At 33.0% G+C, this 13,622-nt stretch carries 15 protein-coding genes; 10 read left to right on the top strand and 5 right to left on the bottom strand.

From position 1 onward, the window contains the following. Positions 1–29 precede the first annotated feature (29 nt). The gene (gene htpG / locus ACFE0M_RS01075; protein ID WP_434543888.1) at positions 30–1,916 is read right to left on the bottom strand and encodes a molecular chaperone HtpG; all 1,887 of its coding nucleotides are present in this window, start codon (positions 1,914–1,916) and stop codon (positions 30–32) included. A 131-nt stretch (positions 1,917–2,047) separates the two neighbouring features. Between htpG and ACFE0M_RS01070 the strand changes: the two genes are divergently transcribed. Next, positions 2,048–2,839: a DUF4197 domain-containing protein gene (locus ACFE0M_RS01070; RefSeq protein ID WP_434543887.1), complete on the top strand. Its 792-nt coding sequence runs from the start codon at positions 2,048–2,050 to the stop codon at positions 2,837–2,839. Between the two features lie 64 nt (positions 2,840–2,903). Further along, entirely contained in the window at positions 2,904–3,542 is a 639-nt protein-coding gene (locus ACFE0M_RS01065; RefSeq protein ID WP_434543886.1) for an outer membrane beta-barrel protein, read from the top strand. 359 nt (positions 3,543–3,901) lie between these two features. Here the strand turns inward: ACFE0M_RS01065 and ACFE0M_RS01060 are convergent, their stop codons facing one another. The 4 genes from ACFE0M_RS01060 to ACFE0M_RS01045 form a co-directional block, all read right to left on the bottom strand. Continuing rightward, positions 3,902–4,771 carry a hypothetical protein gene (locus ACFE0M_RS01060; protein ID WP_434543885.1) on the bottom strand — a complete coding sequence of 290 codons (870 nt, stop codon included), beginning with the start codon at positions 4,769–4,771 and terminating at the stop codon, positions 3,902–3,904. Between the two features lie 6 nt (positions 4,772–4,777). Further along, entirely contained in the window at positions 4,778–5,575 is a 798-nt protein-coding gene (locus tag ACFE0M_RS01055) for a DUF2490 domain-containing protein (protein WP_434543884.1), read from the bottom strand. 4 nt (positions 5,576–5,579) lie between these two features. Next, positions 5,580–7,553 carry a hypothetical protein gene (locus tag ACFE0M_RS01050; RefSeq protein WP_434543883.1) on the bottom strand — a complete coding sequence of 658 codons (1,974 nt, stop codon included), beginning with the start codon at positions 7,551–7,553 and terminating at the stop codon, positions 5,580–5,582. Between the two features lie 177 nt (positions 7,554–7,730). Then, positions 7,731–8,213, bottom strand: coding sequence for a DUF4293 domain-containing protein (locus ACFE0M_RS01045; protein WP_434543882.1), 483 nt, complete (start codon positions 8,211–8,213; stop codon positions 7,731–7,733). Between the two features lie 306 nt (positions 8,214–8,519). Here ACFE0M_RS01045 and ACFE0M_RS01040 point away from each other — a divergent pair, with 306 nt between their 5' ends. From ACFE0M_RS01040 to ACFE0M_RS01005, 8 genes are all read left to right on the top strand, one after another. Beyond that, the gene (locus ACFE0M_RS01040) at positions 8,520–9,212 is read left to right on the top strand and encodes a hypothetical protein (protein ID WP_434543881.1); all 693 of its coding nucleotides are present in this window, start codon (positions 8,520–8,522) and stop codon (positions 9,210–9,212) included. 77 nt (positions 9,213–9,289) lie between these two features. After that, a complete protein-coding gene (locus ACFE0M_RS01035) occupies positions 9,290–9,520 on the top strand; it encodes a helix-turn-helix transcriptional regulator (RefSeq protein WP_434543880.1) in 231 nt (76 codons plus the stop codon). A 141-nt stretch (positions 9,521–9,661) separates the two neighbouring features. Next, complete coding sequence (locus ACFE0M_RS01030) at positions 9,662–10,057, top strand: hypothetical protein (RefSeq protein ID WP_434543879.1); 396 nt, start codon at positions 9,662–9,664, stop codon at positions 10,055–10,057. A gap of 159 nt (positions 10,058–10,216) precedes the next feature. Continuing rightward, on the top strand, positions 10,217–10,981 hold the full coding sequence (locus ACFE0M_RS01025) for a transporter (protein WP_434543878.1): 765 nt from the start codon (positions 10,217–10,219) through the stop codon (positions 10,979–10,981). A gap of 52 nt (positions 10,982–11,033) precedes the next feature. Further along, positions 11,034–11,912: a mechanosensitive ion channel family protein gene (locus tag ACFE0M_RS01020; protein ID WP_434543877.1), complete on the top strand. Its 879-nt coding sequence runs from the start codon at positions 11,034–11,036 to the stop codon at positions 11,910–11,912. A gap of 71 nt (positions 11,913–11,983) precedes the next feature. Next, complete coding sequence (locus ACFE0M_RS01015) at positions 11,984–12,403, top strand: hypothetical protein (protein ID WP_434543876.1); 420 nt, start codon at positions 11,984–11,986, stop codon at positions 12,401–12,403. A 75-nt stretch (positions 12,404–12,478) separates the two neighbouring features. Beyond that, positions 12,479–12,763, top strand: coding sequence for a hypothetical protein (locus ACFE0M_RS01010; protein WP_434543875.1), 285 nt, complete (start codon positions 12,479–12,481; stop codon positions 12,761–12,763). Positions 12,764–12,818: 55 nt separating this feature from the next. Further along, positions 12,819–13,622, top strand: coding sequence for a DUF481 domain-containing protein (locus ACFE0M_RS01005; RefSeq protein ID WP_434543874.1), 804 nt, complete (start codon positions 12,819–12,821; stop codon positions 13,620–13,622).

Raw genomic sequence — 13,622 nt, 5'->3', positions numbered from 1 at the left:
TAATTAACCAAATATTAATTACTAACTAATCACTTCTCCATCATCTCCACACTTCTGCTGATAAAGTTGGTTAAATCTTTACCGTTCAGCATGTTTTGAGATAGTAATGCTAAATCATAATTCTGCTTGGCAATATTCTTTTGCGCTTCTTCACTTTCAGCTTTCAATATTTTGGAAGCCATTTTATGATTAGCATTGATGGTTAAATTATACTGATCTGGCATTCCACCCATGAAAGGCATTCCGCCACCCGTTTGTTGCATATCCTTCATTCTGCGCATAAACTCAGGCATAGTTAAAGAAACAGGCAATTCATCCGGAGATAAAGCTTCTACAGCCACCGTCATAGATGAATTATTGATCGCCTCTTCAAAAACCTTTTTCAGCTTTTCTTTTTCATCATCAGACAATACGCTTTCTGCTTTCTCGTCTTTATCAATCAATTTGTCCACGATGTCAGCATCCACTCGCTTCATATTGGTTTTCTCTAATTTCTGCTCAAGCTGATTGATGAAATGGCTATCAATTGGGCTGTCCAAAATAACCACATCATAGCCTTTTTTCTGTGCTGATGTGATATAAGCATCTTGCTTATCTGGATTAGTGGCATAAAGAATCGTTACATTTCCATCTTTATCTGTCTGATTTCCAGCAATGCTTTCTTTATACTCATCTAGCGTGAAATATTTGTCTTGCTCTATGCTTTTTAATAAGCAGAATTTTTTCGCTTTGTCATAGAACTTATCATCACTCATCATACCATACTTCACAAATAAGCCAATGCTTTCCCACTTTTCTTCGAATGATTTTCTGTCATTTTTATAAAGCTCAGCCAGCTTATCAGCCACTTTCTTGGTAATGTGGTTGTTGATTTTCTTTACATTACTATCTGATTGTAAGTAACTTCTCGATACATTTAATGGAATATCCGGAGAATCGATAACCCCGTGCATCAACATCAAGAATTCAGGAACAACATCTTTAACTTCATCCGTAATGAATACCTGACGAGAATAGAGTTGGATTTTATTTTTCTGAATATCAAAGTCATTCTTGATTTTAGGGAAGTATAAAATTCCTGTCAAGTTGAACGGATAATCCACATTCAAATGAATCCAGAATAATGGGTCTTCACTAAATGGATAAAGCTCTTTATAAAAATCTTTGTATTCTTCGTCTGTTAAATCAGCAGGTGCTTTTGTCCACAGAGGAGTCGTGTTATTGATAACTTTAGGCTTTGTTATCTTCTTCTCTTTAGCATCATCTCCCTCACCTTCTTTAATGGTTTCTTCCTCTTCACCAAAAATGATTGGCACCGGCAAGAATTTGCAATATTTGGTTAAAATTTCATTGACTCTGTGCTCTTCTAAAAATTCCTCTGAATCTTTATTGATGTGCAAGATGATTTCAGAACCTCTTTCCTTTTTGTCACCGTCAGTTAATTCAAATTCGGTACTTCCATCACAAATCCAGTGAGCAGGAGTAGCATCTTTTTCTCTTGATAAAGATTTGATTTCCACTTTATCCGCCACCATAAAGGCAGAATAGAAACCCAATCCGAAGTGACCGATGATACCCGATCCTTCTCCCTTTTCCTTATACTTTTCCACAAATTCAGTGGCACCGGAAAAGGCGATTTGGTTAATGTATTTTTTGATTTCTTCGCCAGTCATACCGATCCCTTTATCGATGACATGCAAAGTCTTTTTCTTTTTATTGATTTTAATTTCGATGCTTAAATCGCCCAAATCGCCATCATATTCGCCTAGCGTACCAAGACTTTTGATTTTTTGGGTGGCATCCACTGCATTGGAAACCAACTCACGAAGGAATACTTCATGGTCAGAGTATAAAAATTTCTTGATTATTGGGAAAATATTTTCCGAATGGATCGAAATACTACCTTTCTCTTGCATTTTATTTACTGTTTTGATTTAATCACTTCCCCTGTATCAATTCTTATTCCATTTAAATTTAATTATGCTTTTGCTGTCAGCTTGGCAGAAAAAAAATCTTTAAATTGCATCAACTGAAAAAATATCATACTATGAAGAAGTTTCGCTTAATTTTCTTTGCCATTTTTTGTATTTCAATCTTTAATTCCTGTGAAACATTAAAACAGGTAGCTAAGGATTATGATTTAGATCCAACCCAAACCAATAAATTGACTGAAAAGGAAGTGATTCAAGGTTTAAAGTCAGCCTTGGAAGTAGGAACTAAAGCAGGAGTGGACCAGTTGGCAAAATCAAATGGTTACTTGGGAGATCAGGCCATAAAAATATTGTTACCATCTGAATTACAAACAGCTATTGCACAGTTGAAATCATCTTCAGCGGGCAGAAAAGTTTACGATGAGTTGATAAAGGATATTGAAGAAGATATGATTGTAAGCTTAAATAGGTCAGCAGAAAAAGCGGTGGTAAAAGCCAAACCAATTTTTGTAAATGCCATTACTTCCATGACTGTTCAAGATGGATTCAATATTTTAAAAGGTGCTGATGATGAAGCCACTCAATATTTGAGAAGCAAAACCTTCATTCAATTGGTAAATGCTTTTAAACCGGAGATCAAAAAGGTTTTGGATGACCCAATTGTTTATAATAAAAGCAGTGAGCAATTGTACAGTTCATTTGTGAAAACCTATAATGAAGTGGAAAGGAATGATATCATCAATGCGCTTAAGTTGAGCCCTATAAACGAGCAAGATTTAGCCTCATTTGTTACGGAACGGGCCTTGGATGGCATGTTTCAAAAAATAGCCTTAAAGGAAAAGGATATTAGAGAAAATCCTTCAGCTAGGGTAAATGATATTTTGAAAAAGGTTTTTGCTCAGCAATAATTTATACATTTGCACTTTAAATTGATCTTAAGCTCGATCATCTAAAATTTATTTGGATTTCCCTATGAGAATAAAAGAGGTTTTAACTTTTGTAGTACTACTTTTCTTTTGGCTTTTTCTAAGTGCAAACGTAATAGTAGCGCAAGATTATGGTCTAAAAGGTGGTATGACAGTTTCTACAATAAACGGGCAGGGCAATTCTAGTTTAAAACCTGGTTTGCAACTTGGAGTTTATAAAAATTTTGGCGCTACGGAAAAGCTTTTCGTGCAAATGGAAGCCTTATTTACTCAAAAAGGCTCCTGGAATTGGGATAATCAAAATCAAAAAAACATCAATTTATATTATTTTGATTTTGCTTTGATGTTCGGTATTCTGATAGATGAAAAATTCACTATCAATTTGGGAATCCAACCTTCTGTATTTCTGGGTGGGAATTATAAATTTTCCGAAGACGGGCAGGAGCAAAATTTAAGTTTACTTGGAGAGGTAAGCGCTATGGATTATGCTACACTTTTTGGGTTGGAATATGACATAAATGATGATTTCACAATAGGAGGGAGGTTTAATTACAGCTTTGTGCCTTTACAATCATACGATAATATCTTTGCAGAAAATGAAGAGCTTCCTTATTCTATGGTATTTCAATTATATGGGAAGGTTAAGATGGAAAAAGTATTAAATATGATTAAAAGGGAGGAATAATTAATAATTATTAATTAGGGTTCTCTTGAGAAATAAAATATGCCTTAAAAACAGCTTTCAAACAGCTTTAGAAGGTCTTTTTATAAAATACGATCACGTAGAAACCCTTAAATCAAGGGGTTTTTACATATTTTGAGGGTTTAGATGCTATTTATAAAACTCAACACCAAATTATATTTTGTAGTTTCTATTTTTTCTTTTTGCTTGATCAAAAAGAAAGAAAAAATCAAGACAAAAATAAGCTTCAACCCACATCCTCGTCTGGCTCGCATTTTTGTCCTCCTACCCACTCTCTCAGATTAAAATTTTATTAGGCTGGAGGGATTTGTGGTATTTTTCAAGAAGTCCCTAATTAAGCTTTACTGTACCAATTCATCATTTTTCCATTGGCCTTCTAATTTAACATTACCGTCTTTGTCATAGAGCGTACCTTGGCCATTTCTTTTATCATTTTTCCATTCTCCTTCATATTTTTCACCCGTATTCCAGAAGTAGGTGCCTTTGCCTTCTCTTTTATCATTTTGGTATTCGCCTATGTATTTATGACCGTCAACCCATTTATAGGTACCTTTCCCATGCTTCATATTGTTTTTCCAATCACCATCATAAACGCTATTTGAACTGTAATGACCAACCCCTTCACCATTGGCTTTTCCAAATTTTACCTCCCCGAAGTAGGCGATTTTAGTACCATTGGCATTATAAAAAGTTAAGCGACCTAGCTCAGCTTTATTTTGAATTTGTCTATTTTTTTGATCAATAGCTCTATTTAAGGAAGCTATTTTAGCGCTATACTCTTTTTCCAATTCCTCAATTTTATCTTTATACTCTTCCTCTACCTCAGATATTTTATTATCCATTTCACGCTCCATATTAGCCAATTGAGAATTGCTCATGTTTTGGGTGCTGTCCAATTCGGAACGCAAAGAATTAAATCGGGCAATGGTAGCTTTCCGGCTCTTCATAAAGCTATTGTCTTCTATTGAATCTTCAATTTGAAGATAGATTTCCATTGCTTTATCATAATCGCCTGCAATAAAAAGTTCATCGGCTTTTGATTTTTGGCTGTATAATTCATTTTGTTTTTTCAGGTTCTCAAGCTGTTCCGTTTTCTCTTGAGCTTGCTTTTTGAAATGGTTTTTTCTTTTGCCTATGAAGAAGATGGCTATCAATAAACCTATAATGATAATGGGAAATATGATGAATGATATTTTTTTTACTTTTTCCATAATCGATTAATCTGAAAGTTTTATGGTAGGTATTTTTTGTTCTTCTTTTCTAAAATCTAATGAAATATAAGTACTTAACCTTAGGATAAGCCTTCTTCTGTATAAAGTAGGGTCATTTAAATCTTGACCTGTGGTGTACATAACTCCTAAAGAACTAGAAACCCTTGGGCTAGCAATGTACCCTACATTTCCGTAAAGTCTTAAATCTTCCACGAAACTCCCCACTACATTTTTACCGCTTTGCATGATGAGTTCCATACTCGGAGAAACATAAAAAGTACCGGGTTTCAACTGGTCATTGTTAATTGGAATTTTCATATAAAAATTATAGCGCCAGCGATTCCCGAATTTGAATTCGTCCTGCGTGGTTCTGCTACCTCTTTTCCATCTGTGCTCAATTCTAATTCTGTTGTAAAGCATAAACCTTGGGAAAGGCAAAACAAACAAATATTGATGCCATATTCTTGGTTCAATATAAAGCGGATCGTATTCTGGGTTGCCAGGTTGCGGAGTGAAATTCAATCGAAATACACCTCCAACTGTAAAGTTGAAATTGGGAGATACCACATAGTTGAGGCCGTGGCGATTGTAGATTTGAGCCATTCTATCCACATAGGGAGTGGATGAACTCCCGATTCTCCTATAATGCATCTCACCTGCCCAGTACAATTTATCCCCTATCCTAAATTTGTTATAGGAACTAAGCCACAGATTAGTGGCCATAGGTTCAAATTCAGGTTCTAATTCCTGAGCATTGAGATGAAAGCATGAACTTAGAAATATGATTAAAAATAATTTTCTCATGCCATTAAAAGCTTAATTCCATATTTAATATTTCCGCTGCTTTTTCGGCAGTTTTTGCCCGCTTCACCTTTCTCTCCATTCTGTTGGTATTTTCCTCATTCAACACCTCTATCATTTCATCATATAAAATTTTGAAGTTAGCTTGAAAAGCGCTCATATTATTGCAATTTAACTTCTCCATATTTTGGAAAATACCTGGCAATAACATTTTATTAAATGCCTTGTAAATGCGTGGCTTTGATTTTTCCTCCATATTGGTGAAAGTATAAGGATTAAAAACTTCTTTTGTATAAGCCTCATTAATTTTATAAATACTTTCCGGTGCTTTTTGGATGGTGTAGATCAATTCTTCCGCTCGGTTAAAGCAATTAATTAAAGGTTCAATAGCTTGGATTTTTTCTTCTGGTGTGGGTAAGTTCGAATAGATTGCTAATTCTCTATCAGCAAAATCAATAATAGCATCAGCCACATCTATTCCTGCAAAATTATCATGCTCACCCGTTATGAGTGAATCAGCCAAATATTTCGTTCTTTCATATTTAGCCAATAAAGCTTCCTCCAATTCTACCAGTTTTTCTTCTTTTTGAACTTCATTTAAATGTTCTTTAATATTGGATTCCAATTGATCTATTTCATCTTTAAGGGCTTTTATCAAACTTGATAATTTTGATAGGTTGTTTTTGGTATTATCTGACAAAAAGCTGAGGTCAGAAACAATCTCGTAATTGTTAGAAATTGTATCTTTTTTGAATACATTATTCAAAGAAGATTCATCTTTAAGATCTATTTTAAAAGCGATTAGTTTATCTCTGTTAAAGAATTTAAGTTGATTATCTTCGTATAGGGAAATAATTTCAGATGTTGGCATTAAAAAATACCGATTGATGTTTTCCAAGGCCTTCTTGAACTCAGCCACTTTATTTGTTGAAACACTAGAAATATTGATCTGTGGATTATTTAAAATAGCTTCGGTTTTCTTTTTGTTCAGTTCAAGATTTTCCTTGATTTCCGAAAGCAAATCTTCTTCGTTTTTTGTTAAGGCCAAGGATTTTAGTTTACTAACAATAGAAGGCTTTATATCCGTTTTAGTGATAGGAGAAAAAGTTTCATCCACTAAATCCAACTGCTCTATTAAAGTGAAATAAAGATTGCTGATTTTATCTTCCTCCTTATATTTTTCTAGCAATTCATTATTAAAAATTCTCGCTTTGAGTTCAATGAGTTCCAAGAATTCCTCATCCAAGGGAATGATTTCTTCAGATAGGTTATCTGTTTCAGGAGCCTTAATTTTAATTTCCTGAACTGAATCTTCTCGGTGAAGACGCATAGCTTTTAAAGTATTGTCTTCAAATACCCATTCTTTTAATAATTTTTTGCCTCCACTATTTAATCTGTAAAAAGCCCATGTGCCTTTTGTTAATTCACCACTCCCAAGATTTCCTTCCAGCATATCGTTTTCAATCCGCAGATTGAAATTTCCTTTTGCTTTATTTTTTTCAAAATTGATATTGGCGAATAAGGTGGTGTCAGTAATTTCCGAATCTCTAATTGCCCATTCATAAATTTTCCAAACGCCTGTTTTTTTACCTGCTATAAACTTTCCTGTAGCCATAAATTCCTGACCATTCACATTATAAGCATAGGTGTAATCTTTATAAAAACCATCGCCAGTTGTTTCAAAGGAACCCTCTGTTAATTTCCAGGTTTCATCTGCACGGTTTTCAATGAAGCTTCCTTCTACGGCCAAATATTCATATATATCTTCTTGGCTATCAAACTGTTGAGAAAGCTCGAATTTACCATTATAAATAGTATCTCCTTGACTAATATAATATTCGTATTGGGCTAAATAGTTTTTATTATTTATGGTATAAGTGCTATCGTATGATTGGATATTTTGAGACATCAACTGCATCCAAAAGGCAGATATGAGCATTAGGAAAGCGCTTAATAATATTGGATTGTTGATTTTCTTCATAAATCTAAAAGAAATTAAAACCAAAGGTATGAAATAAGTTGAACCCCCATAAGCAGTAAGTATTAACTTTTGATTTGCAAAAACCTACAGTTTACTATCTTACGATTTTTTCACTGTAAATAAATCATATTTTAGCACCATAGTATTTTTGTGGAATTAGCTTAGGGTAATCAAAAATTATCGCAACCTGTCCATAGACCGTACCAATCTTTCATCTTTTCTGATAAATCTGACAGCAAGAGAATTAAACACCAAAGCTATAGCTGGTAAGAATAGACCATAGCTGTAATTCCCTTGGATTCCTGGAAGAAATTCGCCTTCTGCTTGGGTTGCCCAATAGGCAGAAAGCCCTAAAGCAGTACCAATTAATATAGAATTTAATGTAGAAAGCATGATTTGTCGCATGCGTTTTTTGTACATTCCAATGGCAATAAAAGCAATGCAGACTGCCAAAAGACCTAAAATTCCTGGTACTACATAAGGCACGAACTCATTTTTCACTCCATCTTCAGGAGCACTGACCATTTCAAGGTAAAAAGCGGTTAATGTGTAAGAAGCTCCAGAGCTGGAATCTACCTTTTGCCAAATTGGGGCAAATAAAAATACCAACATAGCTAATCCTACAATTAATAAAAATATGGTTTGAATTCTTTGAATCATCGAAAAGTGCTTTTTGTATTTTGCAAATATACAGTAAAATTAACTTTCATTAAATGAGATTGGAGATAAAAAACTGTCAACGAGCAGAATTATTCCTTAATGGATTTCCTGCTTTTCCTATCATTACTTATCAAAGTTAAAATCCATCAAACAATCGAGATGAAAATATCTGAGAGTTAATTTTAGACTTTGCAGATGTAGAAATAAACGGCTTGGAAATAATTCATACTTTATGTTAGATTATTGCTTTTTATATGTTATTTGTGGTCATTAATTTTCAATTGTTGGATGTATTAACAATATAGTATGCTCATTAAAATTAAAAGTAACACTACAGAAGAATTTCACAACGCACTAAAGAAGTCTGTCAAAACTAAGTTAATAAAAGAAGGTTACGAATATCAAAGTGATTTTCCTACAAGTTTTGGAGATCTTAGTATCAAAACCTATGATTTCAATAATGGATTTAATTTTAATGTTTTAAAAGGTGATATCTCTAATTTTTTTCAACTTGAATTTTTAGAGGATGATAATAACTTTATTAGGTATTTTTTTGTACTTAAAGGTGATTTAATTCATTCCGTATCCACTAGCGTAAGGTATAGATTGAATGATGGCTACTCTTGTATTGTTGCCGCTAAAGGGGAGTCAAATCAGATATTTAGTTTTCCCATTCAAAAAAATGTAAATATTCTTTTCTTACAAGTTGCTACCAAAAGGTTTGGAATTGAATCTAAAAAAGATTTAGTGAATTTACCTAAAGAAATAGGGGATGTGTTTATGAATAAAGTTATGGATAACCATTTCATTTATCATAGTAATTATACGCTAAGTATATTGAATACTATAATGGAAATTTTCAACACTAAAAAGAATGGTATAGTCAAAAGATTTTATCTGGAATCAAAAGCCTTGGAATTGTTATGGATGCAAACAGAAATCTATAAGGAAGAAGTGAATCTTGGATTTAACAAAAAGGTGTTAAGAAAAAAGATATAGAAATAATCAAAAAAGCAAAGGATTATATACACGAAAATCAGCATATAAACCTCACTTTAGCTTTGGTTTCAAAAGCAGTGGGAACAAACGAAACTAAGTTAAAGACTGGCTTAAAGAAATTATACGGCAAAACTTTTACTGAAATTATTAGAGCTGAAAGGTTAACCACTGCAAAGGCATTACTAGAAGAAGGGGAATTAAGTGTAAAAGAAATTGCTTCTAAATGTGGTTACAAAAGTATTTCAATGTTTAGTATGAGGTTTAAAGAAAGGTTTGGGCAGCCTCCAAGTAAATTTATCAATTCTTAAAAAGGTATATTATTATCTTGATTAGGTCTAATTTTAGATGATTGATTTTTTAATTGGATTTTAGTTTAGATTTGTAGGCGATATGAAATTAAGATCCATATCGTAGGAAATAAAATTTATCATAAAACAAATCTAAAAAAGATGAAAATACTGAAAAATATAGCAATCATTTTATCAATTGGACTGATAAGTTCATGTTCAAGTACTTCTCAATTTCCAGTTTCCACAGTTGTTCCTGCCGCTACTATGACTGCTAAAATCAAAAAGCAAGGTCAACAAAATCATTTAGTAACCATAAATGCAAGCAGTTTGGCTTCTCCTGATCGGTTAGAATCACCAAAAAAGATTTATGTGATTTGGGCTGTTTCAGAGTCTGGCGTAACTAGAAATGTTGGGCACTTCAACCAAGAGAATGCAGTGAAAGCTACTTATAAAGCTTCATTTCCATATCAACCCGTAGAAGTATTCATTACAGCAGAAGATGAAGAAGGGCTTTGCACACCACAAGGCATAGAAATATCAAGGACTACCCTGTAATCTAGATTTTATAAGATTTAAATGGTCTTATTTCTCACTACTGTTTCATCTAAAGCAGTAGTGTTTTTATTTTAATACCTGTTGATTATTTTTTTTTACTTGTATTTATTTTCTTCATCTGATTAGTAGGTTAAGAAATTCAAAAAACACAATAATTTCATGAAGTATATTTTACTCTTAATACTTTTTATTTACTCAAGTAGAGGTTTTTCTCAATATAATGAAACCATACGAACAGGAAGACCAGGACAAGCCATTGGGGCCTTTACAGTGGGGAATAAAGTGTTGCAGTTTCAGCAAGGAGTGGATTATTCCACCATCCTTGATTCAAATGCCTCAAATTATGCGTTATTAAACAATAATGTGATCAGATATGGGTTTTTAGAAACCTTTGAATTTAGCGCCTTGATTGATTACCAAAATAATTATTACCAATTTGATAGTGATGAATCTTCATTGCAGGGCTTAAGTAACATACACCTTGGTTTTCGGGTTCATATAACGGATCAAAAAGGCTGGAGGCCTACCACAGGTTTCCAAATGAGATTACGAATACCTAATCTTTCAGTTGATTATAAAACAGAAAATATAGCACCAGTTATGGTTTTTGTAGCCAATTGGGGCTTGCCAAAAAACATGAGTTTTTCCACAAACTGGATATTAAGTTATAATGGAAATGATCAATACCCTACAGGTAAATATGTTTTGAATTTTGCTTTTCCCATCCATAATAAGTGGAGTGGCTTTATTGAAAATTTTGGACAGGTCAATCAATCTGTTTTTCAAACACGGTTTGATGGTGGATTTGCATATTTGCTTAATAATGATGTGCAACTGGATATATCCGCTGGCTATGGCGATAATCAAAATGTAAAAGACTTTTTTATCAGTACAGGAATTAGTTGGAGGATTGTATATCTTTAGAGGGGTAATGTATTTGTTAATATTTTATTTAGTGCCAAGCGAAACTTAGGATATGGAAAATGTAAGCGAGTTCTACAATGATGTAATTCAATATTTCCAAGTAAATTATATAAATCTTGGACTCATTCTATTATTCATAGTAGTAGGTTTCATTCTAGCTAATTTTATTAGCCGTAGAATTAAATCACGCTTAATTAGAAAGTCACCTAATCCTATTACGGCTACCTTTATCTCTCAAATTTCAAGTTTCATTATTAAATCTGTCATTGTCCTGACAACACTTTATTTGTTAGGCTTAGATTCGTTTACCAATAAAATTCTTGCAGGTGCAGGCTTGTTAACCTTTGTTATTGGCTTTGCTTTGAAAGATATTGGTGAAAATTTTCTGGCTGGAATCATTCTGGCCTTTAAAAGTCCTTTCCGAATAGATGATTTAATAGCCATAAATGGAATAGAGGGTTTTGTGAAAGATATAAATATTCGCGAAAAATTGATAAAAACGCCTGATGGGAAAGATATTTTTTTGCCAAACGCTATAATTCTCAAAAACCCTTTATTCAACTATACCATTGATGGGTTTCTTAGATATGAATTTGAAGTAGGTATTGCTTATGAAAATAACCCAACAGAAGCTATTAAATCAATTATAGAAACAGTGGATAATGTGGAAGGTGTTTTAAAAGGTGATAAGAAACCAGCGGTGATGATCAATGAATTAGGGACTAATACCATTAATATAAAAGTAATGTTCTGGATTGATACTTTTAAATCGACCAAGAGATCAGTTCATCATAATATTCGTTCAAAAGTTATTAATGATGTGGTCCATAGATTATTGACCAATGGTTTTAGCTTACCTGCTTCTATTGTTGAGATGAAAAACTATGATGCTTCAACACCTTTAGATATTAATGTCAAATCAAAAGAATAAAGTATTATTAAATGCAGAAATATAAACCTAGCAAATGCTAGAAGTAAATTGAAAATTTAAATAACAACATTATGAACTTGATCAAAAACCTAGCAATTATTTGGATTCTTTTCATTTTTACAGCCTGTGCTGATACGATAGAATTCCCCGTTTCAGATGTAACTCCTGCGGCAGATATTACGGCTACCATTAAAAAGCAAGGCGAGCCCAACTATTTGGTTACCATAGATGCTAATAATCTGGCTGCACCAGGAAGATTAAAGAACCCAAAAAAGCTTTATGTTATATGGGCGGTGTCCGAATCAGGAATAGTAAGAAATGTGGGGCATTTTAAACAAGAGAATGCTGAGAAGGCAACCTACAAGGCTTCGTTTCCATATAAACCAGTTGAGGTTTTTATAACAGCTGAAAATAAAGAGGGTAATTGTGTGCCAGATGGGGTTGAGATTTCGCGAGCAAAACTTATTAAGCCGAAAAAAGAAAAAAAATAGTTTCTTTTGAAATATTAAGCGGTACCTGAAAAGCTTATAGAGTAAGGATATTATTAACTTTTAAACATCAAAATTATGAACAAAGAAGAATTTAAAGCAAAGGCAGAACAATCTATTGATGAAGTTTCTGCAAAGATTAATGAAGTAAAGGCTAAAAAGGAGTCTGTAACGGAAGATTCAAAATCAAAATACGATGAGGCACTTAAAGAATTAGAGGCTAAAAAGTCAGAATTAGAGACCAAATACAATGATCTAAAAGAAGCATCAGAAGATAAGTGGGAAGAAGCAAAAGACGCTTTCTCTTCTGCGTCCGATTCTTTCAAGGAAGGATGGTCTAAAATTTCATCTTTATTTTCTTAATCTTTTAAAATAAAATCATAGTTTGCATTATAGCGAACTATGATTTTATTGATTAATGAAAACTAATACGGTATTTATTGCCTTTACTGCAATTATTTCTTTTTTCTATTATTCCAGCTCTGCACAAGTCTTACATTCAGAGAATTTTAATGTGGTCATCGATACTTCAAAAGCGTTAAAGGGAAATTTTACTCCCAGTTTTAGATATAGAAATGTAAAACAAAATTTTATAGAGATAGAGAATATTTCAGATATTTCAGTACGTATAAAAGAACATGCTTTCACAATAGCGAATAAGATTGAATATAGCGTATTTGGAGATGAGCGCCTTATGAGTGGTGGTTTTGCATACATAGAGTATGTAAACCTGCAAAGTAAGCGCATTGCCTTAGAGCCTTACTTTCAAGTACATTGGCGAGAAATAAGAGGTTTAGATAGAAAATATGCAAGTGGGCTTAATTTTAGGTGGCGTCCTATAATTACAAAAGATTCAGGCTTATTTTTCTCTCTAGGCAGTTTTTATGAATATGAAAGGTGGAATTATTCTGGTGTCAAAGATGAATTATTACCTTCAGACCTCAGCCCTATTATAGCAGAGAATATTAGGTTCAATACTTATATAAGTTATAAGCAAAAATTCGGAGAATTATTTGATTTAGATGTTAGTGCTTATTATCAGCCTTTAATTTCATTGCCCTTAACCAATTATCGCTTAGCTAGCAGTATCGAATTCACCTATAACGTTACTGATAATTTGGGATTCAGATTATTATATCAAAATATTTACGATCCATCTCCCTTGGTGCCAATTGATAAACTTTATAATGATGTCAATTTTGGTATTACTTTAACATTCTGA

Origin of the sequence: Marivirga sp. (genome assembly GCF_051117495.1) — a bacterium.
Lineage (GTDB): Bacteria > Bacteroidota > Bacteroidia > Cytophagales > Cyclobacteriaceae > Marivirga.
Note: the sequence above shows the minus strand (reverse complement) of the source record. Positions and strands in the feature narration are given on the sequence as shown.